Annotated in this window: 28 protein-coding genes; 19 read left to right on the forward strand and 9 right to left on the reverse strand. The window is 54.1% G+C overall.

Annotation, left to right across the window (positions count from 1 at the left end):
- Nucleotides 1–12: 12 nt before the first annotated feature.
- Together ACFQO0_RS06010 and ACFQO0_RS06015 are read right to left on the reverse strand one after the other, a co-directional pair.
- Entirely contained in the window at nucleotides 13–567 is a 555-nt protein-coding gene (locus ACFQO0_RS06010) for a DUF1003 domain-containing protein (protein WP_382233106.1), read from the reverse strand.
- Between the two features lie 21 nt (nucleotides 568–588).
- Nucleotides 589–1,227, reverse strand: a complete 639-nt coding sequence (locus tag ACFQO0_RS06015) for a DUF2238 domain-containing protein (RefSeq protein ID WP_382233107.1) — start codon at nucleotides 1,225–1,227, stop codon at nucleotides 589–591.
- 199 nt (nucleotides 1,228–1,426) lie between these two features.
- On the opposite strand from ACFQO0_RS06015, the gene ACFQO0_RS06020 reads away from it, so the two are divergent.
- The 9 genes from ACFQO0_RS06020 to ACFQO0_RS06060 all read left to right on the forward strand — a co-directional run bounded on the left by ACFQO0_RS06020 (nucleotide 1,427) and on the right by ACFQO0_RS06060 (nucleotide 11,586).
- A complete protein-coding gene (locus ACFQO0_RS06020) occupies nucleotides 1,427–1,819 on the forward strand; it encodes a DUF2946 domain-containing protein (RefSeq protein WP_382233108.1) in 393 nt (130 codons plus the stop codon).
- 83 nt (nucleotides 1,820–1,902) lie between these two features.
- Complete coding sequence (locus tag ACFQO0_RS06025) at nucleotides 1,903–2,127, forward strand: hypothetical protein (protein WP_382233109.1); 225 nt, start codon at nucleotides 1,903–1,905, stop codon at nucleotides 2,125–2,127.
- 60 nt (nucleotides 2,128–2,187) lie between these two features.
- Nucleotides 2,188–2,646 carry a copper chaperone PCu(A)C gene (locus tag ACFQO0_RS06030; protein ID WP_382233110.1) on the forward strand — a complete coding sequence of 153 codons (459 nt, stop codon included), beginning with the start codon at nucleotides 2,188–2,190 and terminating at the stop codon, nucleotides 2,644–2,646.
- A 120-nt stretch (nucleotides 2,647–2,766) separates the two neighbouring features.
- The gene (locus tag ACFQO0_RS06035; protein ID WP_382234047.1) at nucleotides 2,767–4,911 is read left to right on the forward strand and encodes a TonB-dependent receptor; all 2,145 of its coding nucleotides are present in this window, start codon (nucleotides 2,767–2,769) and stop codon (nucleotides 4,909–4,911) included.
- Nucleotides 4,912–4,929: 18 nt separating this feature from the next.
- Nucleotides 4,930–6,453, forward strand: a complete 1,524-nt coding sequence (locus ACFQO0_RS06040) for a PepSY domain-containing protein (RefSeq protein WP_382233111.1) — start codon at nucleotides 4,930–4,932, stop codon at nucleotides 6,451–6,453.
- Nucleotides 6,450–6,845, forward strand: a complete 396-nt coding sequence (locus tag ACFQO0_RS06045) for a DUF2946 domain-containing protein (RefSeq protein ID WP_382233112.1) — start codon at nucleotides 6,450–6,452, stop codon at nucleotides 6,843–6,845. Before ACFQO0_RS06040 ends, ACFQO0_RS06045 begins: the two co-directional genes overlap by 4 nt.
- Nucleotides 6,846–7,007: 162 nt before the next feature.
- Nucleotides 7,008–9,149: a TonB-dependent receptor gene (locus tag ACFQO0_RS06050; protein WP_382233113.1), complete on the forward strand. Its 2,142-nt coding sequence runs from the start codon at nucleotides 7,008–7,010 to the stop codon at nucleotides 9,147–9,149.
- 61 nt (nucleotides 9,150–9,210) lie between these two features.
- Nucleotides 9,211–10,620: a PepSY-associated TM helix domain-containing protein gene (locus ACFQO0_RS06055; protein ID WP_382233114.1), complete on the forward strand. Its 1,410-nt coding sequence runs from the start codon at nucleotides 9,211–9,213 to the stop codon at nucleotides 10,618–10,620.
- A gap of 156 nt (nucleotides 10,621–10,776) precedes the next feature.
- On the forward strand, nucleotides 10,777–11,586 hold the full coding sequence (locus tag ACFQO0_RS06060; RefSeq protein WP_382233115.1) for a ParA family protein: 810 nt from the start codon (nucleotides 10,777–10,779) through the stop codon (nucleotides 11,584–11,586).
- On the opposite strand, the gene ACFQO0_RS06065 is transcribed toward ACFQO0_RS06060, so the two are convergent.
- Nucleotides 11,569–11,778, reverse strand: coding sequence for a hypothetical protein (locus ACFQO0_RS06065; protein ID WP_382233116.1), 210 nt, complete (start codon nucleotides 11,776–11,778; stop codon nucleotides 11,569–11,571). The genes ACFQO0_RS06060 and ACFQO0_RS06065 overlap by 18 nt on opposite strands.
- Nucleotides 11,779–12,117: 339 nt before the next feature.
- On the opposite strand from ACFQO0_RS06065, the gene ACFQO0_RS06070 reads away from it, so the two are divergent.
- Both ACFQO0_RS06070 and ACFQO0_RS06075 read left to right on the forward strand, forming a co-directional pair.
- Complete coding sequence (locus ACFQO0_RS06070) at nucleotides 12,118–12,348, forward strand: DUF6139 family protein (protein ID WP_382233117.1); 231 nt, start codon at nucleotides 12,118–12,120, stop codon at nucleotides 12,346–12,348.
- 120 nt (nucleotides 12,349–12,468) lie between these two features.
- Entirely contained in the window at nucleotides 12,469–13,614 is a 1,146-nt protein-coding gene (locus ACFQO0_RS06075; protein ID WP_382233118.1) for a PQQ-dependent sugar dehydrogenase, read from the forward strand.
- Nucleotides 13,615–13,663: 49 nt separating this feature from the next.
- Here ACFQO0_RS06075 and ACFQO0_RS06080 read toward each other — a convergent pair whose 3' ends face one another.
- From ACFQO0_RS06080 to ACFQO0_RS06090, 3 genes are all read right to left on the reverse strand, one after another.
- Nucleotides 13,664–14,560, reverse strand: coding sequence for an EF-hand domain-containing protein (locus ACFQO0_RS06080; RefSeq protein WP_382233119.1), 897 nt, complete (start codon nucleotides 14,558–14,560; stop codon nucleotides 13,664–13,666).
- Between the two features lie 153 nt (nucleotides 14,561–14,713).
- Nucleotides 14,714–15,784, reverse strand: a complete 1,071-nt coding sequence (locus tag ACFQO0_RS06085) for an ATP-binding protein (protein ID WP_382233120.1) — start codon at nucleotides 15,782–15,784, stop codon at nucleotides 14,714–14,716.
- On the reverse strand, nucleotides 15,781–16,503 hold the full coding sequence (locus ACFQO0_RS06090) for a response regulator (RefSeq protein ID WP_382233121.1): 723 nt from the start codon (nucleotides 16,501–16,503) through the stop codon (nucleotides 15,781–15,783). Before ACFQO0_RS06090 ends, ACFQO0_RS06085 begins: the two co-directional genes overlap by 4 nt.
- Before the next feature lie 190 nt (nucleotides 16,504–16,693).
- On the opposite strand from ACFQO0_RS06090, the gene ACFQO0_RS06095 reads away from it, so the two are divergent.
- From ACFQO0_RS06095 to ACFQO0_RS06120, 6 genes are all read left to right on the forward strand, one after another.
- Entirely contained in the window at nucleotides 16,694–16,975 is a 282-nt protein-coding gene (locus ACFQO0_RS06095) for a hypothetical protein (protein WP_382233122.1), read from the forward strand.
- 30 nt (nucleotides 16,976–17,005) lie between these two features.
- Nucleotides 17,006–17,200, forward strand: coding sequence for a DUF1653 domain-containing protein (locus tag ACFQO0_RS06100; RefSeq protein ID WP_382233123.1), 195 nt, complete (start codon nucleotides 17,006–17,008; stop codon nucleotides 17,198–17,200).
- A 59-nt stretch (nucleotides 17,201–17,259) separates the two neighbouring features.
- Nucleotides 17,260–17,943 carry a response regulator transcription factor gene (locus ACFQO0_RS06105; protein ID WP_382233124.1) on the forward strand — a complete coding sequence of 228 codons (684 nt, stop codon included), beginning with the start codon at nucleotides 17,260–17,262 and terminating at the stop codon, nucleotides 17,941–17,943.
- Complete coding sequence (locus ACFQO0_RS06110) at nucleotides 17,933–19,225, forward strand: sensor histidine kinase (RefSeq protein WP_382233125.1); 1,293 nt, start codon at nucleotides 17,933–17,935, stop codon at nucleotides 19,223–19,225. Before ACFQO0_RS06105 ends, ACFQO0_RS06110 begins: the two co-directional genes overlap by 11 nt.
- Before the next feature lie 138 nt (nucleotides 19,226–19,363).
- Nucleotides 19,364–21,055, forward strand: a complete 1,692-nt coding sequence (locus ACFQO0_RS06115; protein WP_382233126.1) for a phosphoethanolamine transferase — start codon at nucleotides 19,364–19,366, stop codon at nucleotides 21,053–21,055.
- Between the two features lie 296 nt (nucleotides 21,056–21,351).
- Nucleotides 21,352–23,634 carry a nitric-oxide reductase large subunit gene (locus ACFQO0_RS06120; RefSeq protein WP_382233127.1) on the forward strand — a complete coding sequence of 761 codons (2,283 nt, stop codon included), beginning with the start codon at nucleotides 21,352–21,354 and terminating at the stop codon, nucleotides 23,632–23,634.
- A 79-nt stretch (nucleotides 23,635–23,713) separates the two neighbouring features.
- On the opposite strand, the gene ACFQO0_RS06125 is transcribed toward ACFQO0_RS06120, so the two are convergent.
- Nucleotides 23,714–24,508, reverse strand: coding sequence for an acyltransferase family protein (locus tag ACFQO0_RS06125; RefSeq protein WP_382233128.1), 795 nt, complete (start codon nucleotides 24,506–24,508; stop codon nucleotides 23,714–23,716).
- Nucleotides 24,468–24,812 (reverse strand): acyltransferase family protein, encoded by a 345-nt coding sequence (locus ACFQO0_RS06130; protein ID WP_382233129.1) that lies wholly within the window; start codon nucleotides 24,810–24,812, stop codon nucleotides 24,468–24,470. The genes ACFQO0_RS06125 and ACFQO0_RS06130 overlap by 41 nt, the downstream gene beginning before the upstream one ends.
- A 286-nt stretch (nucleotides 24,813–25,098) precedes the next feature.
- On the opposite strand from ACFQO0_RS06130, the gene ACFQO0_RS06135 reads away from it, so the two are divergent.
- Together ACFQO0_RS06135 and ACFQO0_RS06140 are read left to right on the forward strand one after the other, a co-directional pair.
- Entirely contained in the window at nucleotides 25,099–25,584 is a 486-nt protein-coding gene (locus ACFQO0_RS06135; protein ID WP_382233130.1) for a hypothetical protein, read from the forward strand.
- A gap of 77 nt (nucleotides 25,585–25,661) precedes the next feature.
- Complete coding sequence (locus tag ACFQO0_RS06140; protein ID WP_382233131.1) at nucleotides 25,662–26,009, forward strand: antibiotic biosynthesis monooxygenase family protein; 348 nt, start codon at nucleotides 25,662–25,664, stop codon at nucleotides 26,007–26,009.
- A 55-nt stretch (nucleotides 26,010–26,064) separates the two neighbouring features.
- On the opposite strand, the gene ACFQO0_RS06145 is transcribed toward ACFQO0_RS06140, so the two are convergent.
- The gene (locus ACFQO0_RS06145) at nucleotides 26,065–26,304 is read right to left on the reverse strand and encodes a hypothetical protein (RefSeq protein WP_382233132.1); all 240 of its coding nucleotides are present in this window, start codon (nucleotides 26,302–26,304) and stop codon (nucleotides 26,065–26,067) included.
- Between the last annotated feature and the right edge of the window lie 10 nt (nucleotides 26,305–26,314).

The raw sequence follows: 26,314 nt of genomic DNA on the forward strand, positions 1-26,314 counted from the left end.
TGATTCTTTCGACTAGTCAGTTCGCCTTGATTCGCTTAGCCGCGTCAGCAAGACAAGCTGTTCTTTTTGAATATCCAAAAGAGTATTCCACTGTTGCTCTCTGAGCGCATCCATCTTTTCATGCAGCAGCATGATTTCCAGCTCAGCCTTCAAGTTCACTTCGTAATCGTGTTTCGCATTCAAGCGATCTTTCTCTGCTTGTCGATTTTGCGACATCAGAATCACAGGAGCTTGAATCGCTGCCAACATCGATAAAACCAGATTCAGCAAAATATACGGATACGGATCGAAGGTCTTGTCGTAACCGAGTAAAATGAAGGAGTTCAACAATATCCATACAAACATTGTTGCCCCGAACAAGCCGATGAAAGTCCATGAGCCGCCAAATGCGGCTACCGCGTCCGCAGCTCGCTGGCCTCTGCTGGTTTTCTTATCATAGTCCTTGCTGGTATCGCGCGCGATGTGCGTACGTGCAGCAACGTGGTGCATTACTTTTTGCGCACTATCATCCAATTGTTCGTAAGACTTGCCAAATAATTTTTGGGCAGCGTCGTCGTGCTTGTGCATGATTTTTTCCTGATACTTGTATTACGTAATCGGTATGAAGCGTTGCAACTGGCGATTATGCAGACGCCCCAGCACCACCATTGCAACCGTTGCGCCCAGGAATGCCAGCCACATATCGGATTGCGTATCCCATTGATCGCCCTGCGTGCCGAGAAATTCATCCGCGCCCTGTCCCATGATCAGCGCCGCCCACCATTCGATTAGTTCATACCAGGCACTGATCGCCATCGCGACGCAGATGGAAAGGAAAGCGATCATTTTTTTACCATTCACATAGTTGCCGCGCACGAAAATTTCCTTCGCTACCAATGCCGGTACCAAGCCTTGCCAAAAATGTCCAAGCTTGTCGTAAGGATTGCGCGCCAGCGTTAACCAGTCTTGCACCCAATTACCGACCGGCACACGCGCATAGGTATACGTGCCGCCGCCAATCAAAATCAGCGCATGCAAAAAGATCAGCGCATATAGCAAGGTCGTCAGCGGAAAGCGTTTGTAGGTAAAAGCCAGCACCGGCAATGCGATCAGTACCGGCATGACTTCCATTAGCCAGGTCAATCTGTCGTAGGGACGGATGGCAGAAACGCACAAGGCGACGATCAATATCGCAGCGGCGATCAGCAAGGCGGTTTGTTGCGCTGTAACAGATTGCTTGTTTTTCATGGTCACGGTTTTTATGGTCAAGTCGATATCAGGATGGATGCAGGTATGACGACACCTTACAACAACACAGCCGTTGAAAATTCCCATTTACAGGCGACGCGACTATAATAAGCAGCCCGGCAAACAGTGCGGGGCACAGAATCAATCAGGCTGCCTGATTATTTTCACCTCCATTCTACGGTAACGTTTTGCAATGAGAATGACGAAAGCCACGCATAGATTTGCCAGCTGGATCGCCTGTTTCGCGATCCTGATGGCATCCCTTGCGCCTTCGATTTCTCACGCGGTAGCTGCCGCAAAAAGTGTACCCAATGCATGGATGGAAATTTGCACCATCACTGGTAGCAAGATGGTGATGGTCGATGCAGATCAAGATTCGCAAACGTCGGCACCGGTCGAAAAGACCATGCACTTCGAGCATTGCCCGTTTTGCCTGAACCACGCTGTATCCGCCGGAATGCCGCCAGCCGCTGACTTTGTCATGCCGGTTATCAGCGGTGACCACGTTCTACCTTCCCTGTTCTATCAGTCATCGCGCCCGCTGTTTGCATGGGCCGTTGCACAACCACGCGCTCCTCCAGCTTTCTCCTGATCTCGCCGAGTACCGATAGTCGCGCTTGCTGATGGCAAGCGGCCGCCTGTCGGCATTTTCCTCTATCGAAACAGGAGCTTGTCATGTCTACACGACGCAAGTTTTTTATCGCACTTAATATTGTCGCCGTCTGCATCGCGATGCTTTCATACGCCGCATACCGCACCACACCTTCCGAATACAAGGTTTATGGCCCCTCTGTAGAAATGCAGCTAGTACCTATTCATACCGTGCCGACTGAAAAGTCTGCTGGCTGCGCGCCGTCCTGTGTCATTGCCAGTCGCACCGAGCTCGGCCTGAACAAATAAATGACTACGCTTATTTGCGTTCCCGCATATCCATTCGCTTAACTCATCAGGAGAAACATCATGAAAAAATTATTGCTTGCATCGGTGCTTTCGATTGTCCCAGCCGTATTACTGGCACAGGTTACGGTCACCGATCCATGGGTACGCGCCACTGTTCCGGCGCAAAAAGCCACCGGCGCTTTCATGCAACTAACCAGCAAGACGGATGCGCGCCTGGTTGAAGCAAGCTCGCCCGGCCTGCGAACTGAAATTCACGAAATGGCCTTGCAAGACAACGTCATGCGCATGCGCCAGCTTGACTGGCTCGATCTGCCTGCAGGCAAAACGGTAGAACTTAAACCCGGCGGCTATCACGTCATGTTTTTCGACGTCAAAAATCAAATCAAGGAAGGCGATGTCATTCCGCTGAAACTCGTGTTTGAAGGCAAGGATAAAAAGCGTGAAACAGTGGAATTGAAAGTACCTGCCCGTGCGCTGAAGAGTGCCGCGCCTGCGCCTTCCGGACACACAAGCCATTAACACAAGAAAGCCACATCGCGCAGCAATGCTTATGGCTGGCAACCCCAGCCACTTGCAGAACCGCGCATGAACACTCTATTTTTCGGAAATTTCATGAATAAAATCGCTGTCAGTACCGCCATGTCTGCGCATCGCCCATGCAACATTCGGCGCACGATCATTTATACACAATGCACACTTGCACTCGCATACATGGCCAACCCGGCCTTTGCTGCCGACGTGACGCCCGTGTTGCCGACCGTTTCGGTTACAAATGAAAAGGTGGGCAGCCTGAATGCACCAGCCTCCACCGGTTCCAATCTTGACCTGACGCCATTCCAGACGCCGGCCAGCGTCGATGTCATTACACGCGCGCAACTGGAACAACGCGGCGACGCATCGCTGGTCGATGCGATCACGCGCGCGGCCGGCATCAGCGGCATGGGCCATCCGGGCAACAGCGGCAGCTCGCTGTCTGTGCGTGGCTTCACGGATACGACCTCGGTGATGCGTCTATATGACGGTACGCGCCAGTATGGCGGCGTGGGTTTGAGTTTCCCGTTTGACACCTGGTCAGTCGATCGCATCGAAGTATTGCGCGGCCCGGCATCGGTGATTTACGGCGATGGTGCAATAGGTGGCGTAGTGAATGTCATCCCGAAAAAACCGACACGCAGCGCGATCCAGAATGAAGTGCAGGCAACCGTCGGCACCGACAATACGCAGCGACTGGGTTTCGGCAGCGGCGGCGCAATCAACGACAAGCTCTCGTACCGCGTCGACTTGAGCGGCGATCGCTCAGATGGCTGGGTGGACATGGGCGACTCGAAAAATCTTACCTTCTCGGGCGCGCTGCAACTCGATGTGTCATCCGACTTCCGCTTGAAACTCAGCTATGCACAAGGCCGTCAAGAACCAATGCGCTACTTCGGCACACCATTGATCAACGGTGTGCAGCTGGAGGCCTTGCGTGAGAAAAATTACAACGTCAGCGACAGCAAAATCCAGTACGACGATCGGTGGACCGAGCTGTCTGCCGAGTGGACACCGAACATCGATACGACGGTGCGCAGCAAACTGTATTACATAGATAGCAAGCGGCAATATCGCAATGTCGAAACCTATGTCTATAACCCAGGCACTGGTTTAATTGATCGTCCTGCAGATAGCGGTGCGACGCAGATCATGCATGACCAAACCCAGATCGGCAACACAACAGATGCGACCTTTCGCGGTCGTCTTTTCGGCTTAAAAAATCAGGTATCAGTGGGCTTCGATCTAAGTTCCAGCTCGTTTCAACACACCAACAATACTTACTTTGGCGCCTCACCGTCTGTCGACCCGTACAACCCTGTCCCAGGTACTTTTGTAAGTGGTGCTGCCTACATTCCACGTTATCGCAACAAGGCCGAGCAATACTCGGTTTTTGCTGAAAATAGACTGGAGCTAACTGACAAGTGGTCGGTACTGGGAGGCCTGCGTTACGATCACGCCGATGTATCACGCGCAGATCTGGTCTCCGGCGCAGCGGCGTTCGATCAGAAATATTCCAACGTCGGCTGGCGCCTCGGCACTGTCTATAACATTCAGCCAGACCTGGCGGTTTATGGCCAGTATGCGGAAGCGGCGGACCCCGTCGGTGGCTTGTTGATGATCACTGCAGCAAATAGCAAGTTCGATCTTTCTACCGGCAAACAGGTTGAAGTCGGTGTGAAGCAATCATTCTGGCAAAAGAAAGGTGAGTGGACGCTGGCTGCTTATCACATCGTGAAGAACAATCTGCTTACGCGCGACACAAACAATCCTAGCGTGCGCATCCAGGTCGGCGAACGCTCATCTCGCGGAATCGAAGGCACGCTCTCCATGGCATTTGCACCTGGCTGGCAGTTCGATGCCAATGCCGCCATCCTGCGCGCGCAGTTTGACGACTTCAATGATTCAGTCGGCGGTGTCGCTGTGTCTCGCAATGGCAAAACGCCGCCTGATGTCGCAGAACGCCTCGCCAATCTCTGGCTGAGCTGGAACTTTCAGCCAGACTGGACTGCAAGTACCGGCCTGCGCTATGTCGGCAAGCGCTATGCAAATAACGCCAACACGCTGACGATGCCTGCCTACACGACGACCGACCTCGCGCTGCAATGGAAGGCAACAGCCGATACCACGCTGACCCTGCGCGGCTACAACGTGTTCGACAAGCAGTACTTCACCACGGCCTATTATTCGGGCACACAGTGGCTGAACGGACCGGGACGTCAAGTACAACTGTCTGTCCACCACCGTTTTTAAATCCAGCTGCTCTACATCGTGACCATCGCCGCACGCGCCAAACGCCTGACCTACCTGATCCATCGCTGGACAGGGGTAGGCGCGTGCATGCTGATGGCACTCTGGTTTTTTAGCGGCGTGGTGATGCTGTTCATTGGTTACCCCAAGTTCACGCCATGGGAAAGACTGGCGGCACTCCCGGCCCTTACTTCTGAAAACTGCTGTATTCCTGTCGATGCCGCACTTGCCGTCAGCCGCTCTCCCGCCGCCGTGCATGAGATCGTGCTGACTTCCATTGATAAACATCCGTACTACCGGCTGCACGAACACCCGGGCGGGTACGTGATGGTGGATGCCGTCACCGGCAAACGCGCTAAGCCAGCTGATTGCGATACTGCATTGGCCAGCGCCCACGCTTTCCTGCCACATGCCGAGGCAGACTATCTGGGCCAGGTCGAGGAAGATCGCTGGACCCATTCGCGCGGGCTCAACCCGCACAGGCCGCTGCATCAGGTACAGATGAATGATGCCGACCATACCTTGCTCTATGTTTCGTCAACCACTGGGCAAGTCGTGATGGACGCACCACGCGCACAACGCGCCTGGAATTATGTCGGTGCATGGCTGCACTGGCTCTACATGTTTCGCGACAGATCTGTCGATCCGGTTTGGACCTGGCTACTCATCATCTTGTCAGCCGTCGGTACGGTCACCGCCATCACAGGAACGCTGGCCGGCGTCTGGCGCTGGCGCTTTGGCAAACGCTATAAATCCGGTGCGCGCACCCCGTATCGCGAAAGCTATTTGCGCTGGCATCACATTACCGGCTTGCTGTTTGCCGGTTTTATATTTACGTGGATGTTCAGCGGATTGATGTCGATGAACCCGCTGGGTATCTTTGATGCGAAGGGCGCACGCCCGAATCTATCCGCATATCGCGGCGGCCAGATAGCCAATACACATCTGGCGCTCACTCCAGCCGCGGCCCTGAATTTATTGAAGAAAGAGAATTTTCAGCCTGTCGAAATCGAATGGCGCGTACTGAACGGACAAGCGTATCTGTTGGCACGCAATGCCACTGCCGCCACGCGCCTGATCGTACAAGACGACAAGCAATTTATCGTGCGTGATCGATGGACAGATGCCGAATTGCTGCATGCCGCCGCGCAGCTATTACCGACCCCCGTCGTGACACATCAAAATATATTGCAGTACGACAATTACTATTACGGTCGCCAGGTAGAAGCAATGCGGGGCGCAGACGAACGACGTCTGCCGGTCATACGTGCCGAGTTCGCCGATGCGCACAACACCTGGTCCTATATTGATCCCTACACCGGCGACGTCGCTTTAAGTGTCGACGCCTCGCAACGTACAAGCCGCTGGCTGTTCAGTTTTTTACATAGCTGGGATGTACCGGCGATGTTGAAGACAGGTCTATGGCGCGACGCCGTCCTGATCTTCCTGAGCCTTGGGGGATTCCTCATGAGCATCACAGGCATCGTCATCGCTTATGGCCGCATGCGGATCTGGGCTGGAAAATTGAAACGGGCCGCGGCATGAAATCACGCACGCGCCAAACTGTTTTCATTGCATGGATTGCACTCTTCACTCTCCTGTTCGGATCGCTTGCGCCGTCCGTATCGCATGCACTCAAAGCGAAAAGTACGCAGGATACGTCATGGGCTGAAATATGTTCCGCCGACGGCATGCGCTCTATTCACGTTGAAAACCAGAGCCCCGACTCCTCTGCTCCTTCTGAGCACGGCCTGCATATGGAAGATTGTCCCTTCTGTTTGAATCATGCTGGCGGGCTTGGCTTGCCACCGTCCGGCACGTATGCGATGCCCGTAACAGCCAATGTCTCGACGCAGCCATCACTGTTTTATCAATCCCCTCATCCTCTCTTCATATGGGCCGCGGCACAGTCGCGCGCGCCGCCTCATCTACTGTAAACCATGGCCTGTGGCGCGCTTGGCTGAATAACGCCGCCACGTCATCCGTATTACCGATAGTGGCCGACACAGTCGGGCTGTTTGCAAGACAGCCACCACACCTACTGCTTTGCAGATTATAAAAACGGCGCGCTTGCGCCCATCTGATGCTGGAGATTTTTCATGTCGTTACGCCTCACACCCTTGTCCGCCGCCCTTGCAGTTGCGCTGACCTGCTGGAACACCCTTGCCGTGGCACAGGCCACGCTTCCTATCCCCGATGAAGTTCTCGGTGAAGTCGTTGTATCAGGCTCACGTACCGCCACACTTTTGTCAGAAACACCGGTTGCCATCGGCGTCGTGCATGAAGCAGAACTCAAGCGCGACAAACCGAAAACCGTCGGCGACATCATCAACCGTATTCCAGGCGTGTACTGGAACGATCTCGGCAATGAACAGCACAGCATGGGCATACGCCAGCCGTTCAATACCAATGCCGTTTATCAATATCTTGAAGATGGCATTCCTATCCGTCCGCTGGGTGTGTTCAATCACAATGCCTTGAACGAAATGAACATGGCGGCCAGCGAAAGTGTGGAGGTTGTCAAAGGCGCGGCATCATCGCTGTATGGCAGCAATGCTGTTGGCGGCGCAGTCAACTTCATGACGGCACGGCCTTCACTGACGCCATATGCCAGTGTCGGCGTACGTTACGACAATATCAACGGCTTTAAACGGATCGACACTGTGGCCAGTGATACCTGGGGTGACCTGGGCTTACGGTTTTCCCACTACAGTTCCAGGCGCGACCACGACAATTGGCAGGAATACAGCAACGCCAGCAAAGATTCTTTCTCACTGCGTGGCGATTACAAACTAAGCGCGTCGTCTGTGCTGCGCGCCACGGTGATCCACACCAATCTTGATTCTGCTACCAGCGGCGGCGTGTTTGAAAACGACTATCGCAATAATCCAGGCAAAAGTATCAACAGTTTTACCTACCGCAAGGACAAGGCAACCCGCGCCAATCTGGCCTGGGAGGGTGAACTCATAGAGAACGGCATCACCACGGTGACAGCTTTCCACAGGGAAAACGATCACGGGCAATTGCCTTCATACGGAATCCGCTGTCCTCAGGTTGCAGGAGCAACCATTTGTACCGGCACCGAAAATAACAACCATGTTGAATCGCTGGGCCTGGACATCAAACACCAGCAGGAATTTGCATGGCTGCGCTCACGCCTCGTCACCGGCATCTATCTGGATAGAAGCAAGAATCCCTATGTCAGCAACAATCTGACTGTTGCCCGCGATCCGGTTTCCGGAAAATATCTCAGCTACACACCGTCCGCGACATTGGCCGGTAAGCGTGACTACGAAGCCGAAATCGACAATAACGCTGTCTTTGCCCAATTTGAAATTTCGCCGACGGAAAGACTGCGGCTGGTGATGGGCGGACGCTACGATGCCATCAATTACGCCTACACCAACAAGCTGGCACCCGGCGGCAGCAGCAATTTCGGCGCACCAAACGAGGATCGCAAGTTTTCCAGCTTCAGCCCGAAAGTTGGCGCGACTTATGCGATCAGCACACAGACCAGCGTGTACTCCAATATCAGCAAAGGCTTTGTGCCGCCGGAAGTCAGTCAGTTGTATGGCAGCAGTGGGATTCCGGATTTGAAACCGGCCACGTACAACAACTATGAACTCGGCTTGCGCATGGCGTTTCTGGAAGGTGCGGTAAAGCTGGATTCCGCCGTGTATCGCCTTGAAGGCCGTGACACCATCGTCAGCTTCAGTCTGCCAGGCAACCAGAGTGAGAATCGCAATGCCGGTCGCACCCGCAGCCAAGGTATCGAGCTGGGCCTGACGCTGGAAAAAGGCGCATTCGATGCGCGCTTCGGCACCACGATTGCAAAACATCGCTTCCTTGAATATCGCGCCTCATCATCGCTGGATTACAGCGGTCGGGAAATGCCTCAGGCACCAAGCAATATCACGACTGCGGAAGTCGGTTACAAGCCGATCAAGGATGCGCGTGTCGCACTGGAAGTCGTCAATCAGGGCAAGTACTGGATGAACAATGCCAACACGGTTCGCTATGCCGGCCACACGCTGCTTAATGTGCGCGGTTACTACGATGTAACCAAAGGATGGCAGGCGTGGGCGCAGGTACGCAATCTGGCTGATCGTCGCTATGCATACAACGCCAGCAGTTCCTATACAGGCACCGGTACCTACACCCCTAACCTGCAAAACAGCTACACCCCGGGTGAACCGCGCAGTGTGATGGTAGGACTGACCTATACGTTTGACAGCAAATAAGTACGGGCAGCGAGCAGTGCTGGATGACACCAGCACTGCCGCAAATAGACAGGAGAAAACCATGCAACACGCTACACACTATGTCACGTCAAAGGAGTCGCGCGGGTCGTCCATATTGGCCCGTCGCAAGAGTCTATTCTGGCGCATCCACTTTTGGGCCGCGTTGATCGCATCGCCGTTTGCATTGATCGCAACACTAACCGGGATCTTGTACATTTTTTCGCCGCAAATTGAAGAGGCGCTGTATGCCGATATCGATCACGTGACTGCAACCGGCAACATGCGTTCGCTGGATGAGATAGTCCAGGCCGCGAGCGATGCGGCGCCGCACGGCGCAATATTGCGTTCCGTGATTCCCGCGCTGAGCGCAACCGATAGCGTACGTGTGCTGTTCATGGTGCCGGATGCAGCTGGCACCATGAACAGCACTGCCGGCGAACACGCCGCACACAGCCATGGTGCTGTCGCCAAGTCAGTGGACGCGGTGGCAACACCATCACGTTCGGTGCGCTCCAAACCGCCGACCATCGCCTACGTCAACCCTTACGATGCAAAAGTGCTGGCCATGATGCCTTCCGAAGATCGCTTTGGCAGCTGGTCCAAACGTTTGCATTCATCCCTGCTGCAAGGCGAAAACTGGCGCTGGATGGTGGAACTGGCGGCAAGCTGGCTGATGGTCATGTTGCTCACGGGCGTTTATCTCTGGTGGCCACGCAACGGTGAAAAAACACTACCGCAACGCGGCACATCGGGGCGCAAGTGGTGGGCGCAATGGCACAGCTTTGTCGGTGTCGTATTGAGCATCATGAGTTTGGTAATCCTGACGACCGGCCTGACCTGGAGCAAATATGCTGGCGACCAGGTACGTCTCGCACGTGACAGCGTGGGCCAGGCGCCACCGCAGGCGCCACCGAATCTGAAATCCATGCCGATAGAAGGCAAGTCCCCAATGACATGGCAGGCGGCGGCCGATGCGGCGCGCAGACAGGCACCAGAAGTCTCGCTGCAATTGACCGCACCGCGCGGCGCAACGGGTACCTGGCGTGTCAATAACTACGACCGCTCGCAGCCGGAAAAGCGCGTGGACATGGTGCTCGACGCATATAGCGGCAACGCCCTGTTTTATGCAGGCTGGAAGGAGCAAACCGTGTTTTCCAAAGCCACCGGCATCGGCATTCCCTTCCATCGCGGCGACTTCGGCTTGTGGAATCAGCTGGTGCTGCTGGTGTTCGGACTCGGCGTCGCGTTTTCGCTGATATCAGGCTGGGTCATGTTCTTCAAGCGGCGCAAGGCAGGCTCATTCGGATTGCCGAAACTGTTGCCAGGTGCATGGAAATCAACGCCTATCGCCGCAGGTATGTCTGCTGTTTTTTTGTGCAGTGTCATGCCCTTGCTCGCAATCTCGGCGGCATGCCTTGCCGTGCTCGAAATCTTCCTGCATTTTCGAACGATCAAAGCGAACGCTGGCTGACTACTAAGAAAGCGATATCAGATGTTACTATCCTGAAACTACCTTAGGTCTTGTGTATGCATTCCGCACGGTCATACGTTAGAGCAAATCAGGATTCACCATCTGGTATCGCCTCTATAGCGATGTTGATGCAAACGCGTCGGATTCAGGAAGCTTATGACGATAGTCACGGTATTCAACCAAAAGGGCGGCGTGGGCAAAACCACGACAGCCCTGAATCTCGCGGCGGCACTGATGCGGCGCGGCTGTCTACCGTACGGCATCGATCTGGATCCGCAAGCACATTTGAGTTCCATTGCCAACGTTGTGGCGAGTTCCGGCGACGACACGATACTAAGTTTATTTCAACGCAATCGGCCGCTACGCGAGTTGGTGCGCATTTCTCCGAATAACGACCTCCGCATTATTCCCGCCCATCTTGAATTATCGAAAGTCGATACTTTATTCGGCAAGGGCTTCGATGTCGTCAATATGCTCAACGCCCATCTACGTGGCGAAAAATTGCATGACGAACTGACGCCAGTGATGATCGATTGCTGTCCATTAATAGGCGTGTTGTCCTTGAACGCGATCTTCGCCTGCGATTGCATGATCGTGCCGGTATCGGCCGATCACCTTTCGGCAAAGGGCGCGATGCAGATCGACAAAACCTTGAGGGCACTGGAACCGGTATTGAAACGACGCATCGAAAGACGTTACCTACTGACGCGTTTCGACGGGCGACGCAAGATGGCGTGGGAAGTAAGGAAAATGCTGGAAGACAAATTTGGCGCAGACGTCTGCCGCACGCACATCTCGGAAAATGTCAGCCTGGCGGAGAGCCCTGCCTATAACAAAACCATTTTCGAGCATGCGCCCAACAGTCGCGGCGCGCAGGATTATGACACCCTGCTAGACGAGTTGCTGGCCGACGGCTTTATCAAAATCAGAGAAACGGAAGAGTCCGAATCAGCGCGAAATGAGTGACAGGATATCGTCAACCGAATGCGATATTCCCGGACGCATCACCTGTCCTTTGATATCGCAACGCAATACTTCGCAATGACGATACATTTGTTTTAATTTGCGTTCGGCATCCGCGCGATCCATCCCACCGATCACGATACTTTCTATTTTCTGGCCTTCGCGCGTCTTCACTGAAAAATCAAATTTCAACATGAATACCCCTCACAGAATCGAATAATTCGCATTACCCCTCCTAGCATGTCAGCAAACACCACTATGGTGCAAGACTTTCATTGTCTGTATGTAACGTTTCTTTACAAAAACACACCATTTTTGTCATATAAAGTGCCCATCTCCGTGCAAAATGTATGAAATTCGTCACAAATCCACGAAATCCACACATTAACCATCAGAAATCAAAGGCAGCAATAGCTTTAAGGCAAGATTCAGGCCAATCGTGCCTATCAAGCAAAATTTTGATATGGGCTTCACGCAACCATTTAGTAGATGTACAGTCACAAAAGGTCATCCTCCCATTTCCAAGGATTTCTTATGCGCATAGACATTTACAGAAGAGCAGAGCACGCCGGTCATTTTTCCTATCTCGCTGTCCCCGAAGGCAAGATGATTCCGGAAGAAGTCGTCAACACGGATTGGGAGCCCACAGACCGAGCCGTCGATCTGGCAGATGGCGCTACGCATCTACCGGATTTCGCCATCGACAATCCGGTGGCACAAATCGAGGCCAAGGGATATGCCATCACCAGCGTGAAAAATTTATAGATCACGCATACTGGTAGTGCGTGGCCCAGCCGTTCATTCAAGATGAGCGGCCGGGCTTTCATTCATCTTTGACTCAAAACATATATGCATGCATCCAGTACGATTTATGCGTCAACCTGCATGCGCATTTCAATCAGCGCGGCACTCGCAGTTGCTTGCACGATCCCCATTTCAGCCACCGCACAAGAAAGTGGCCAGGCAAATACCAGCTCCGTTCGCACCGAAGTCATTGCGCAAAATCTGGATCATCCGTGGGCTGTCGCCTTCATAGACAGGCAGCGCATGCTGGTCACCGAGCGATCCGGCAATCTGCGCGTGGTGCAAGCAGGCGTGGCACCTTCAGCGCCGATTGGCGGCTTACCCAGAATCGAGGTCGGCGGCCAGGGCGGCTTGCTCGATGTCATTGCGGATAGCAAGTTCGCCAGCAATCGCCTCATTTATTTTTGCTATAGCGAAGAAGCGAATGCGAAGACGGGCGGCAATGGCAATTCGACCGCGCTGGCCTCCGCACGGCTCTCTGACGACGCAACAAAACTGGAGCAGGTAAAAGTATTGTTCAGCCAGCGGCCCAAGTTCAACAGTCGCGCACACTTCGGTTGTCGCATCGTTGAAAACACCGACGGCACTTTATTTCTGACGCTGGGTGATCGCTTCAGTCGCATGCAGGATGCGCAAACCCTGGACACGCATCACGGAAAAATCGTGCGCATACGCAAGGATGGCTCGGTACCTGCGGATAATCCTTTCGTCGGCAAGGCTGGCGCATTGCCGGAGATATGGAGCGTCGGCCATCGCAATGTGCAAGGCGCAACGCTGGGACTCGATGGAAAATTATGGACGCATGAACATGGACCGCAAGGCGGCGATGAAATCAATCGGCCGCAAGCCGGCAAGAATTACGGCTGGCCGAAAATTACCTATGGCGAAAATTACGGTGGCGGCAAGATCGGTGAAGGCCTGACGTCGCTCGCCGGGATGGAGCAGCCATTGCATCAATGGACCCCGTCGATTGCACCTTCCGGCATGGCCTTCCTGCGCAGCGACAAGTATGGCAAGGCGTGGCAGGGAAATCTGTTTGTCGGTTCGCTCAAGTTCCGTTATCTGGCACGACTCGAACTCAAGGATGGCAAGGTGGTACGCGAAGAACGTTTGCTACAGGGTCTGGAACAACGGATACGCGATGTGCGCGAAGGTCCGGATGGATTGCTGTATGTCTTGACGGATGAAGCACGCGGACAGCTTTTGCGTTTGCTGCCCGCGCAGTGATGCAGGTGTCGGTGCGATACCTGCCGCGAGGTATCTACTGAAAAAGCGATTAAGCCGTTTCTGAAATCGTGTTCAAACTGCTGGCCGTGCTGGCGACGCTCTGGTCGAACTGGCCATACGCCTGCGTCAATTGTGCGACGATCTTCATCACGGCTTTCATGCTCGTTTGCGCATCGCTCTCGGTACTGGTGGCGGTCGGATGCGTAGCCTGATACGCAACCAATTCCTGCAGACTGACCGTACCATCCTTGTTCGCATCGGCAGCTTCATACTCAGTGCTATCCGAATCAGCGCTGTCGCCAGAACCGGAGCCTGACGGTCGTGCGCCGCCGGCGGGCGCCGAGGCGGGAGCTGCACTGGCATCTACTGCACCAGCACTGCTGTCGGCAGCCTGCTCCGGACCACCCATTTGTTCCAGGCCGACGCTCAGTTCAGCCTTGGTGATCTTGTTATCGCCATCGGCATCCAACGTCTTGAAAATCTGATCGACCTTCTCTGCATTCGCAGCGCTGTCGGTGGAGTTGGCATCAAAAGCCGCCTGCAATTCTTCCTTGCCGAGATAGCCCTGATTTTTGGTGTCGAGGCTGGCAAAAATATCATCGGCAGAAGGTGGTGCGGGTGGAGTTTGCCCCCCGGCACGCGCGATGCGCGAACTGTCGAACTGCGCGTCCAGCGCATCGGCCAGCTGCTTCACGCCATCGGTCAGTTCCTGCTTGGTGATCTTGCCATCTTGATCGGAATCGATCTGGCTGAATAGCTGATCGACATCGGATGCAGAATCCGCCGCCTTGTTGCCCAGAGCCGATTGCAAACCGGCTTTGTCGATATAACCCTGGTTGGTGGTGTCGACCTTGGCGAACAAATCGTTCGCAATTTTTGTCGCATCCGGACGTTGTACTGCCCATGCATTGGTGCCGCTGCTGTTGCCAATTCCGCCGATTGCCATGTCATTCCCCTTTGATTGACGCCGGCAGAGACTGCTATTCCCATGCAGGCGGACTCAGGATGTCAGGTGAATGTATCGGCGGCATGTGCACTTTGTATCGGGATTGATACATTCGACAGATCTACAACTGTCATGACGGAAATTGCCAAAGCCTTAGCGCGTAATGGCTATGCTGGCGATCAATCCGCCGTCGCGTGCGTTGCGCAAGGCCAGGTGGCCATCGCACTGGATCGCCGCTTCGCGCGCGATCGACAAACCCAAACCCACACCGCCCAGTGCTTTGTTGCGTGACGCATCGAGTCGCACGAAAGGTTCGAATACCGCTTCCATTTTTTCCGGCGGAATACCCGGCCCATGATCGCGCACCTCGATCACCAGCGTCGTCGGCGTATCGATCAGCGATACCACGGCGTCATCACCATAACGCAGGGCATTCTCGACCAAGTTCATCAGGCAGCGGCGCAAGGCAATCGGTTTGGTAAATAGTGGCTCGGCCGCGCCCAACATCTGCACGCTGTCACCATTCGCGCGCGCATCTTCAACGATCACGTCGATCAATGCTTGCACATCCAGCAATTGCAGGGCTTCGTTCGAGACACGCCCGCGCAGATATTCCAGCGTGGCATCCAGCATCACTGCCATCTCGCTGATATCGTCACGCAATTTTTGCTTGGCATAGTTTTCAGCCAGATTTTCTATGCGCAATTTCATCCGCGTCAACGGCGTGCGCAAGTCATGTGACACTGCTGCCAAAAAACGCTCTCGCTCTTCGATCTGACCACGCACCTTGTGCTGCATATCGTTGAATACGCTGGCGGTCTGGCGCGCTTCATCGGGACCTTGTACTGTCATCGGTACGCTGTACAAATTATTGGCAAGTTGCGTCGACGCATGCGCAATCTGTTGCATGGGTCGCGCCAGAAAACGTGCGCCAAACCATGCAGTCGCCGTCAGCGTCAATAACTGGGTAAGCAAGCCTATCCACAATCCGGGCGGCAAAGGCGGCAGACTGTAACCAGCGATTTGCAGCATAGGCGGCCGCCGAGGCGCCGAAAATTCCACGACACTGGAATCGGTATGGCTGTTGAATCGCGGTGGCGGCGGGAAATCACGGCCGTAGAAATTCACGACCAGGATGAAAGTCATCACATGACTGACGATAATCGCCAGCACAATCAATGCAAACAGGCGCGCGAAAATCGTGTTCGGCAACAGGCGCTTCATCGCACCACCTTGGCATCAAACAGATAGCCTTCGCCGCGTATCGTCTTCAGGAACTTGGGATCTTTCGGATCTTCTTCAAGTTTTTGGCGCAGGCGCGAAACCAGCAAATCGATGCTGCGATCAAATGCAGTCGCATTTTGTCCGCGCGCCGCATCCATCAACTGATCGCGACTCAACACGCGATGCGGCCTTTCGATGAACACACTCAGCAAACGGTACTCGGCATTCGACAAAGGCACTACCATGCGTTGCGGCGTAATCAGTTGGCGCGCCAGACGATTGATGGTCCAGCCTTCAAACTGCCATTGATCGCCGTTGCCATCTGCTACGTCGCTTTGCTTCCTGCCATCCCGCGTGCGCCGCAGAATTGTGTGTATGCGCGCCACCAGCTCGCGCGGATCAAACGGCTTCATCACATAATCATCAGCCCCCAGCTCCAGCCCGACCACGCGGTCGGTCGATTCGCCGCGTGCAGTCAGGATAATGATGGGAATATCCGTGGTGGCACGCAGTTGTCGGCACAGCGACAAACCATCCTCGCCCGGCAGCATCAAATCGAGGATGATGGCATCGAAGCGGGTTGCGGCCATCGCGCTACGCATCGCTGCGCCATCGCCGACCGCCTGCGCCAGGATCGAGAATCCGGCCAGATAATTCGCCAGCAGGTCGCGGATTTCTTCGTCGTCATCGACGATCAGCACAGTTGTTGTTTCGCTCATTACTTATTCCATCTTCTGTTGTGTCGGCAATCTTGCCCGCATGTTTGCCGCGCATTAATTGAGCGGATAATCTCACAAGCTCCGCGCGCTTGCCAAACTTGCGCCCATGTTCGCTGCATAAAAAAATGCCGATACCCGATGCATGGCGCCTTAGTCACTTACAATAACGACACATCAAATTGGAGCACACATGTTTTCAGGACAATCTTTCGAACAAATTCTTCAAAAGAAGAGTACACGCTTGGTTCTTGCCGCAATTTGCACGTATCTTGCGCTGGCGGGCGCCCATCAATTATTGACCGGTACCGAGCAGGCCGACTGGCTGCGCGGCGGCGGCAATTTTCTTTTGTGGGGCGGTTTTGCCGTGATGAATATTCTCAAAGCCTATGATCGCGCGACCAAGGGCATCAACATTCCTATCAATATCGGTTTGGTACTGGTGGTGGGTAGCTGGATCGCGAAAATGGAATGAATTTCCTCAACCATTTCGAAGGCAAACATTATGCAATTCAGACATTACAAAGGCGGCATCTACGATTTTGTCTGCGCCGCCAAACTCGAATCAGATCCTGAAACCGTGATGATCGTCTACACGGCGGCCGATGGCTCGTTCTGGACGCGGCCCGAAAAAGTGTTTTTCGAAATGATCGAGCATGACGGAAAAACCGTGCAACGCTTTAGCGCGATCGACGAATAAATAATTCGGCAACGCGACCTTCAAGCAAGAGATTGAGCGGAAATGAGCGGAAAGATAACGTGTACGCACTGATCATCGAAGACAACCCGGATATCGTCGCCAATCTGTACGGCTTTCTCGAGCCTTTGGGATACACACTCGATGTCGCGCTCACGGGCTCCGCCGGTGTGGCGCGCGCGATCGCGTCGCACTACGACGTCATCGTACTGGATCTCGAATTGCCCGGACTCGATGGCATTGAAGTCTGCCGCCAGTTGCGCAAGGAAAGACGGCTCGCAACGCCCATCCTGATGCTGACTGCACGCGACACCGTCAAGGACAAGCTGACCGGTTTTGAAGTCGGCGCCGATGACTATCTGGTCAAACCATTTTCACTGGTTGAACTCGATGCACGTCTGAAGGCATTGGTGCGGCGCGCCCGCAATGAAACGGTAGAACACATACTGGAGTTCGGCGAATTGCGTTTCGATTTAAGTCGTTTCGAAGCCACCCGGGCGGGCCACAAACTGGTACTGACGCCTACCGGCTACAAGATACTCGAATCATTAATGCGGAAGGCACCGGCTCTCATCACGCGCGAAGAACTGCTGCGCGAAATCTGGGGTGACGACCCGCCCGACAGCGATGCCTTGCGTACGCATATCCATGCGCTACGGCAGGCCATGGACAGGCCGTTTGTTACACCTATGCTGCGCACCTTGCCTGGCAGCGGTTATCGACTGGTGAATCAAAATGAACAATAAAGATTCGGGCAATAGTCAATCGCTAAGACGCCGCATCGCCGGCGCTTTCATATTGATGGCATTCATTTTATGCAGCTTCTTTTCGTTCGCATCTTTTGTCGCCGTCGAAATGGCAGAAGCGAAGTTGATCGATCACAATCTCGACAAATTGACAAACCAGATCATCGGCCAGTATGTGAGCAAGCAAGCATACGAACTGCCGCCCGACGTCAATTTTTACGTGGATGAACATATTCCCGAAACCTTCCGCAAGCTGCCCGATGGCATACACGAAATTGAAGTAGATGAAAAAGAATTCCATGTCGTCGTGCGCGATATGCATGGACAGCGCTTTGTCCTGAGCGACGACACCACCGACTTCGAAGATACCGAATTGCTGATCTTTGCTGCGGTGACGGCAGGCTTCGTTGCCAGCATGTTGCTTTCTATCCTGTTGGGATTGGGCTCCGCCAAACGCCTGATCGCGCCGGTGACCGCACTGGCGGAAGCAGTCGAACGCAATGCTACGCCCTCAGAATTGCCGTCGCTGGATACCAAAAATGAAATTGGTGTACTGGCGCGCGCCTTCGCCAAACGCACGGATCAGTTACAGCACTTCCTCGCAGATGAAAAGCTGTTTACCGGCGACGTCAGCCACGAATTGCGCACGCCACTGACCATCATGCTGGGCGCATCGGAATTATTAAAGGTGCGGCTCGCACAATCACCTGAAGACCTGGCGGTTGCTGAACGCATACGACGGGTCGCAGCAGAAGCCTCCGAACGCGTCAGTGCCTTGCTGTTATTGTCACAATCCCCCGAGACATTGGAAAGGACGCAAGTCTCGCTGACGCATCTTATAGAACGAGAAATAGAGCGCTGCCAGCAATTGCTTGGGAACAAACCCGTCCGCATCGTATTCGAGGATGCAGGGCATGTGTGGCTGCATACGCGCGCCGAACTGGCTGGCATTGCCATCGGCAATCTGTTGCGCAATGCCTGTCAGTACACGCAAGAGGGGACAGTAAAAATCACCTTGAGTACAGAGCGATTAAGCATAGAAGACAATGGCCCGGGAATACCGGAAAATGTGCGCGAGCGGCTGTTCGAACGCTTCGTGCGCGGCAAGGAAAATCCTTACGTAGGTTCTGGCCTAGGGCTGGCGATCGTCAAGCGGGTGGCCGAGCATCTGGGCTGGCAAATTGCATATGCGCGGCCGGATAGTGGCGGCAGCCGCTTCATACTGAGCTTTCCATCCAATTTGGATGCGACCGCTGTTCAGAATGACAAGAATTTGTCATAGACACACGTTTTTATATTGCACTTCCGTTTTTCAAGATGGTTTTGCTCACAGCGCTTTTCCTCATTCGCGGCTCTTAACGCCCACTTAACGGCGCCATCGATAGCGTAACGACTTCCTTGATACAAGTCGGTATGCGCCTTGAAAACTTCCCAAATTGCAAAAAGCCCGGTTGCTATCGTTAATGGCGGCAACTTTCTGTCCTTTTCACTGTTTGATCGTCTTCCCGCCATCAGCATTGAAAGGCTCAGCATTTTCGCGAGCCTGTTTTTCTCCCTGACATGCAATCATCTGTTTTTTTCGGCGGCGCTGGCGCAGCGTGACTGGTCGCGACCCGCTTCATGGCTGTTTGCTGCGGCAATTTTTGTCGCAATCACGGCCTTGCAAGGTACAGCTTTATTGGTCGTGCTCAATCGCTGGAGCGCGAAGCCGGTATTGATACTGCTGTTGATGGTTACAGCAGCTGCCACTTATTACATGGACAAGTACACCGTTTTCTTCAATTCGGAAATGGTCAGAAATATTCTGCGTACCGACATCAAGGAAGCAAGTGAATTGTTCTCGCTGAACTTCTGCATACATATGCTGGTATACGGCATCTTGCCGTCACTACTGGTATGGAAACTACGTCTGAAGAAAACCACCTTGCGCCGTGCCGCACTGACACGCATCGCCTATGTGATCGGCGCACTCGTCATCGCGGCTGGTTCCATCCTGCTGGTATTCCAGGATTTTTCTTCGCTGATGCGCAATCAAAAAGAAGTCCGTTTCCTGATCACGCCGAGCAATTATCTTTTCTCATTGGCGCGCGTCGTCTCGATCGATACTGCACAAGCTGGCGTGCCGAAAATTCCTATCAGCGCCGATGCACATATGGCAGCGGGTTGGGGCAAGCGCACCAAGCCGGCACTCTTCATCCTGGTCGTCGGTGAAACCACGCGTGCTGCCAACTGGGGCTTGAATGGCTATGCACACCAGACCACGCCAGAATTGAGCAAGCTGGATGTGATCAATTTTTCACACGCCACTTCCTGCGGTACCAATACCGAAGTATCGGTCCCCTGCATGTTCTCAACTTATGGCCGCCGCAATTACGATGAAAATGCAATTCGCGCACATGAATCGCTGCTACATGTAATCGACCATGCCGGCATCAAAACCGTGTGGCGTGATAATCAGGCTGGTTGCAAAGGAGTATGCGACGGGCTCGAAGAACAACGTCTCGACAGTAGCAAAAACGCAGCATTGTGCGACGGTGAACGTTGTCTTGATGAGATCCTGCTGGAGGGCATGGATGGCGAAATTCAAAAAGCGAAGAACGGCAATCTGTTCGTCGTGCTGCATCAACTGGGCAATCACGGCCCGGCCTATTTCAAGCGCTATCCTGCAGCCATGCGCGTCTTCACGCCGACCTGCGACACCTCAGATCTGAGCAAGTGCAGCAAGGAAGAAATCGTCAACGCCTATGACAATGGCGTGCTGTACACCGACCACTTCCTCGCAAAAACCATCGCGTACCTAAAGAACCAGACGGACTACGATACCGCGATGCTGTATCTGTCAGATCATGGCGAGTCGCTGGGAGAACACGGGATTTATCTGCATGGCCTGCCATATTCAATTGCGCCGAAAGAGCAAACCCAGGTGCCGATGGTGATGTGGATGTCGCAAGGATTTTCATCCAGTTTTGGCGTCAACAAGGATTGTATGAGCAAGCTCGCCAACAATCCGGTCAGTCAGGACAATCTGTTTCATTCCATCCTCGGCATGCTACAAATCGAATCCACGCATTACGATAAAGGGCTGGACCTGAGCGCCGGCTGCCGCGCATAACTCCTCGCTTTTCGTAAGCCCGTTTCCCTCCGTCTGCTTCACCTGCATATTTCACCTGCCTGTTTCACTCAACCTGCACAGCAGGCTGAGTGAAACGCTTTCCCCGCTGCTGCAAGCAGCACTCCCACTGATATTTCCCTCCACGCAAGCCTGCCTCATCAGCCGTTGCGCAATAGGGACAGGCTGCGCATTTTGAGCGCAATTAGATTTTATGCATTTTAGATACCTGTTATGGTTGGGCAGCATTTCGCTGACATCGCAAGCGACTTCAAAAACAATCATGCCGGGGAGGCAACATGGGGGAATATCGCAAGCTGTGGTGGACGTTGATCGTGGTGCTGGCCGTCACTTTTTCAATATTGGGTATTAGCGGCGCCGAAATATACAAGCAGGCGCCACCGATTCCGACACAAGTCATCACGCCATCCAACCGCGTCCTGATGACCGATGAAGATATTCTCAACGGGCAAACCGCATGGCAAAGTACCGGGGGCATGGAAGTCGGTTCAATCTGGGGACATGGTGCTTACCAGGCCCCGGACTGGACTGCCGACTGGCTGCATCGCGAACTGCTCGCATGGCTGGAGCTGGCGGCACAGCAAATCTACAGTGCGCCTTATGCGCAACTGGCCGGTGATCAACAAGCCGTGCTGCACTATCAACTGAAAACCGAGTACCGCAAGAATACATACGAGGCGGAGAAGAATACGGTGACAGTATCCGAGCGGCGTGCGCAAGCAATCGCGCTCACCGCCGATCACTATCAAAACCTGTACGGTGCGGCGCCGGCATTGCGCAGTCTGCGCGACGACTATGCAATGAAGGAAAACACGCTGCCGGATGCAAAGCGGCGGGAGGATTTGACCAAGTTCTTCTTCTGGGCCGCGTGGGCCGCCGCGACCGAGAGGCCGAACACCGCGGCCACCTATACCAATAACTGGCCACCTGAGCCGCTGATAGACAATCACCCGACTCCCGAGAATGTGCTGTGGTCGCTGGCCTGCGTTGTCATCCTGATTGCCGGCGTTGGATTCCTGGTGCTGGCATGGTCGTTCTTGCGCAAACATGAACCTGAACCGCAAGCACCCCAGGACGATCCTCTGTCTCTAGCCGGTTTGACGCCTTCGCAACATGCACTCGGCAAGTATCTGCTGATTGTGATGACCTTATTCGTCTTGCAGGTTTTGCTCGGTGGCCTGACCGCGCATTACACGATTGAAGGACAGCATTTTTACGGAATCGATATATCTCGATGGTTGCCTTATTCGCTGACGCGTACCTGGCATCTGCAGGCAGCGATTTTCTGGATCGCCACCGCATTCCTTACTGCAGGCCTGTTTCTCGCGCCGCTGATTAACGGTGGCAAGGATCCGCGCTATCAAAAGACCGGCGTCGATATTCTATTCTGCGCGTTACTGGTAGTGGTGGGCGGTTCTTTCATCGGCAGCTTTCTGACCATCAACCACATCATGCCGCCCAATCTAAGTTTTTGGCTGGGTCACCAGGGTTATGAATATCTTGATCTGGGTCGCTTCTGGCAAATTGCCTTGTTCATCGGCATCGTGTTCTGGCTGGGATTAATGTTGCGCGCCATCCTGCCTGCCTTCAAGCTGGATGGCGACAAAAATCTGCTCGCACTGTTGTGCTTGTCGACCATCACCATCGGCCTGTTTTATGGAAGCGGTCTGTTTTACGGTGAACGTAGTCACATCACCATCATGGAGTACTGGCGCTGGTGGGTCGTGCACCTTTGGGTAGAAGGAATTTTCGAAGTCTTTGCGACTACTGCGCTGGCATTCATTTTTTCCAGCATGGGTCTGGTATCGAAACGGATGGCAACCATGGCCAGCCTCGCCTCCGCGTCCCTGTTCATGGTGGGCGGCGTTCCTGGCACCTTCCACCACATGTATTTTTCAGGAACTACCACACCCATCATGGCAGTTGGCGCCGCATTCAGCGCGCTGGAAGTAGTGCCACTGATTTTGCTGGGCCATGAGGCTTGGGAACACTGGCGTCTGAAAGAGCGCGCGCCATGGATGCATGCGGTGAAATGGCCATTGATGTGTTTCATCGCCGTGGCCTTCTGGAATATGGTGGGCGCCGGCATGTTCGGTTTCATGATCAATACACCGGTCGCCCTGTTTTATCTACAAGGGCTCAACACCACTGCCGTGCATTCACACGCTGCGCTATTCGGCGTGTATGGTTTTCTATCGATAGGCTTTGTGTTGCTGGTATTGCGCTACATCCGTCCGGTGTTTCGCTTTAGCGATCGCTTGATGAATACAGGTTTCTGGTGTCTGAATGGCGGCCTGATTTTCATGATCATGACCAGCCTGCTGCCTATCGGATTGTTTCAGTTCGAGGCCAGTGTGACGCAAGGGATGTGGTACGCCAGAAGTGCAGCTTTCCTGCAGCAGGATTTTCTGGAAAACCTGCGCTGGGTACGTACGTTTGGCGACGTGATCTTTATCATCGGTGCTTGTGCGGTGGCGTGGCAGGTAGTGCTCGGCGTGTTCCGCCTGGGCGCAGATCACGATGGCGATCTTGCCGCACACTCGGGTCGGCAGCGCAGTTAATCCGGACCGAGTAAAGCAATAAAAAAAGCCGGCCTGCACATTTTCTGCGCAGGCCGGCTTTTCTATATCAAGCAAAAAATTAACCGGCTTGTTGCGCCGCCAGCATGCCACTCACGACAAAGCCGGCCGGTGCCAGCAAGTGCCTTCTGCCTGTCAGCGGGCGGCTTTCCACCCATTTGAACAAGAGGGCGCCGCCGCCTATGCTTGCGGCCACTGCAACCAGCATACCGATCAGATTGGCAACCGGCTGCTCGGGGAAAAAGTGAAAAAATGCTGCGTTCACGAGCATGCACAAAGGGAAGTGAATCAGGAAAACCGAATACGAGATACGCCCCAGATAAACCAGCATACGCGGCATTTGCAGCGCTTCCATCGCGCCGGTTTGACGCGCAACGCCTAGCACCAGCATCACTCCGCCGGCGACCAAAATACGCGAGCGAAAATCAAACAGTAAAGCCGCCATCACCGCGGTGCCTAACAGGGCCAGCCACCACATGCCATCCTCGCGACGCGACGCCCAATAAGCAAGCGCACCCAAACCGTAAGAACCAAAGAAATAAAATGCCGTCGTATCCAGCTCTTTATGCAGATTAAAGAAGAACAGCGATGCAGCAGTCAGCACAGCGATAGCGAACGGCCCCAGGGAACGCAGATGTGTATAGCGCGCCTCCACGTGTCCGGCAGCCCACATCAGCAATGCTGCCAGCGCAAACAGTTGCAGATCAATCGCTACATACCAGACCCCAGCCGACAATGCCTCCTGCCCCACCAGATCCTGCAGGAAGAATACATGCGGCAATAATTGCATCAGAGTCGGCGCATCCGGAATCGAATCATGCGTCAGCCAGGCACGCGCCAGCGCACACGATTGCACACACCAGCGCAACCAGATAGGGAATCGCCAAACGCAGATAGCGTTGATAGATGGCGTGCACAGGCCGGGTCGGCAAGGCCTTGCCATGCGGGGCAAATTTCGCCGCCATCAGAAATCCTGCGATCACGAAAAATGCCTGTACTGCCATCCGGCCATATTGGTAAAAAAAATCGATGGCCGTCGGCGCCAGCGCATAAGCGGCATCCGACATCGGGCCGTAAAACGCGAGGTGATGCAAGACGATCAATAAACAGGCAATCGCCTTGAGTGCATCCACGCAAGGCATTCTTGAGGTAGTACGCATGAAATTCTGACTTCTAGGATGGGTGATTCTTGACGCCGTGGGTCGGCGTGTTTGCTTGTACCGCAGGCTCATCTTTATGACCGATCAGCCGCGCAAGGGCGCAAGTCTACACGCAGTCTGGCCATTTTGCAGGGCCGAAGCCGCTGCCAGCTTCATTCCGGCCTCATCGCGGACGCACTTCATTCAGGCAAAGCGATCTGATGCATGGCGTACAGCGCGCGCAAAAGCCACTATGATATGCACCCTGAACAGTGAAAACCAAGCGTACCCGATGAACGATGATGCAATGCAAGACCATTTCGAGCCGGGCCAAAACGGCGCTCTCCACGAACCACGGCTGTGGCGCGACGATGGCTGGACCGCACGCGTGATCAAGAATGATGACGATGAAGGCTGGGCAGTCGAAATGATCAAGGACGGCGAAGCGGAACCTGCATTGGTGGGGCCGTGGACCATGGGACGCGACAAGAAAAATCCGAAGCCGCTCGATACCCCAGCCTTCCACACGTTGGTCAAGACTGCATCGGAAGTGCTGCGTCGCCACGAACAACAACTGCATGCGACGCTGCACAAGAGCATCGTTGTGAATACGGCATCGTCCACGATTACCGTTAACCTCGACATCGTACCGGATGAAGACGATCCCTATGCCACGCTGAGCGCATACGATGACGCAGGCGATGCGATTGCAGAAGTACGCGTAGCGCCGAATTTCAAGCTATCGCGCGCGAGTGCCGAGCAATGGATAGAGAATGAGTTTCGCAGGCCGTAGTTGTTGGAAATTCGCTTGAAAACCCGCTGAAGAATCTACCGAAGAATCCGCCGAATAATTGTCCCGGGAGCACGCGCATGATTGCCGTTATTTTTGAAGTCATTCCGCACACCGATCACCAGCAGGACTATATGGATGCGGCAGCATCATTGCGTCCACTGCTGGATGAAATAGACGGCTTTATCTCCATCGAACGATTCGGGAGTCTGAGTCAACCGGGGAAAATTTTATCGCTGTCTTACTGGCGCGATGAAGAAGCGGTACAACAATGGCGCAATCTGGAAGCGCATCGCCAGGTACAGGCCGCCGGACGGGCCAGTATATTTGCCGATTACCGGCTGCGTGTCGCACATGTGCTGCGCGATTACGGACTTAACGAAAGAACTGAAGCGCCGACGGATTCACGCCAGGCACACCAAGCCTGAGTGACTGAAGGCAGGCAAGGCGCGGGCTCACGTATCATGCACCATCCATTACCCATCAAGCATCAGCGAGTTGCGCATACAGGCGATCGAATTCTTCATCCAGCGTGTTTTTAGGCAAACTGCTTTTGCCGCGGCTGTACCAGTAACTGGCATTGCTCAAATCGCCTTCAACGCGATGCAGGTAACCGTGTATCTGGCATGACAGTACATCGCCATGCACTTGCACCAGGGCATGCGCCTGCTCCCAATTTCCCGCTTTTGCAAGATCCAGTACTTCTTTGTGATTGCACGCCATTTCAAATCCT

Source organism: Herminiimonas aquatilis (genome assembly GCF_042665175.1).
Lineage (GTDB): Bacteria > Pseudomonadota > Gammaproteobacteria > Burkholderiales > Burkholderiaceae_D > Oxalicibacterium > Oxalicibacterium aquatilis.

Bases quoted from the DNA above. Each gene is read 5' to 3' on its own strand.
- ACFQO0_RS06010 (WP_382233106.1), bottom strand. From the start codon at position 567: ATGCACAAGCACGACGACGCTGCCCAAAAATTATTTGGCAAGTCTTAC.
- ACFQO0_RS06015 (WP_382233107.1), bottom strand. From the start codon at position 1,227: ATGAAAAACAAGCAATCTGTTACAGCGCAACAAACCGCCTTGCTGATC.
- ACFQO0_RS06020 (WP_382233108.1), top strand. From the start codon at position 1,427: ATGACGAAAGCCACGCATAGATTTGCCAGCTGGATCGCCTGTTTCGCG.
- ACFQO0_RS06025 (WP_382233109.1), top strand. From the start codon at position 1,903: ATGTCTACACGACGCAAGTTTTTTATCGCACTTAATATTGTCGCCGTC.
- ACFQO0_RS06030 (WP_382233110.1), top strand. From the start codon at position 2,188: ATGAAAAAATTATTGCTTGCATCGGTGCTTTCGATTGTCCCAGCCGTA.
- ACFQO0_RS06035 (WP_382234047.1), top strand. From the start codon at position 2,767: ATGTCTGCGCATCGCCCATGCAACATTCGGCGCACGATCATTTATACA.
- ACFQO0_RS06045 (WP_382233112.1), top strand. From the start codon at position 6,450: ATGAAATCACGCACGCGCCAAACTGTTTTCATTGCATGGATTGCACTC.
- ACFQO0_RS06050 (WP_382233113.1), top strand. From the start codon at position 7,008: ATGTCGTTACGCCTCACACCCTTGTCCGCCGCCCTTGCAGTTGCGCTG.
- ACFQO0_RS06055 (WP_382233114.1), top strand. From the start codon at position 9,211: ATGCAACACGCTACACACTATGTCACGTCAAAGGAGTCGCGCGGGTCG.
- ACFQO0_RS06060 (WP_382233115.1), top strand. From the start codon at position 10,777: ATGACGATAGTCACGGTATTCAACCAAAAGGGCGGCGTGGGCAAAACC.
- ACFQO0_RS06065 (WP_382233116.1), bottom strand. From the start codon at position 11,778: ATGTTGAAATTTGATTTTTCAGTGAAGACGCGCGAAGGCCAGAAAATA.
- ACFQO0_RS06070 (WP_382233117.1), top strand. From the start codon at position 12,118: ATGCGCATAGACATTTACAGAAGAGCAGAGCACGCCGGTCATTTTTCC.
- ACFQO0_RS06075 (WP_382233118.1), top strand. From the start codon at position 12,469: ATGCGCATTTCAATCAGCGCGGCACTCGCAGTTGCTTGCACGATCCCC.
- ACFQO0_RS06080 (WP_382233119.1), bottom strand. From the start codon at position 14,560: ATGGCAATCGGCGGAATTGGCAACAGCAGCGGCACCAATGCATGGGCA.
- ACFQO0_RS06085 (WP_382233120.1), bottom strand. From the start codon at position 15,784: ATGAAGCGCCTGTTGCCGAACACGATTTTCGCGCGCCTGTTTGCATTG.
- ACFQO0_RS06090 (WP_382233121.1), bottom strand. From the start codon at position 16,503: ATGAGCGAAACAACAACTGTGCTGATCGTCGATGACGACGAAGAAATC.
- ACFQO0_RS06095 (WP_382233122.1), top strand. From the start codon at position 16,694: ATGTTTTCAGGACAATCTTTCGAACAAATTCTTCAAAAGAAGAGTACA.
- ACFQO0_RS06100 (WP_382233123.1), top strand. From the start codon at position 17,006: ATGCAATTCAGACATTACAAAGGCGGCATCTACGATTTTGTCTGCGCC.
- ACFQO0_RS06110 (WP_382233125.1), top strand. From the start codon at position 17,933: ATGAACAATAAAGATTCGGGCAATAGTCAATCGCTAAGACGCCGCATC.
- ACFQO0_RS06120 (WP_382233127.1), top strand. From the start codon at position 21,352: ATGGGGGAATATCGCAAGCTGTGGTGGACGTTGATCGTGGTGCTGGCC.
- ACFQO0_RS06130 (WP_382233129.1), bottom strand. From the start codon at position 24,812: ATGCGTACTACCTCAAGAATGCCTTGCGTGGATGCACTCAAGGCGATT.
- ACFQO0_RS06135 (WP_382233130.1), top strand. From the start codon at position 25,099: ATGCAAGACCATTTCGAGCCGGGCCAAAACGGCGCTCTCCACGAACCA.
- ACFQO0_RS06140 (WP_382233131.1), top strand. From the start codon at position 25,662: ATGATTGCCGTTATTTTTGAAGTCATTCCGCACACCGATCACCAGCAG.
- ACFQO0_RS06145 (WP_382233132.1), bottom strand. From the start codon at position 26,304: ATGGCGTGCAATCACAAAGAAGTACTGGATCTTGCAAAAGCGGGAAAT.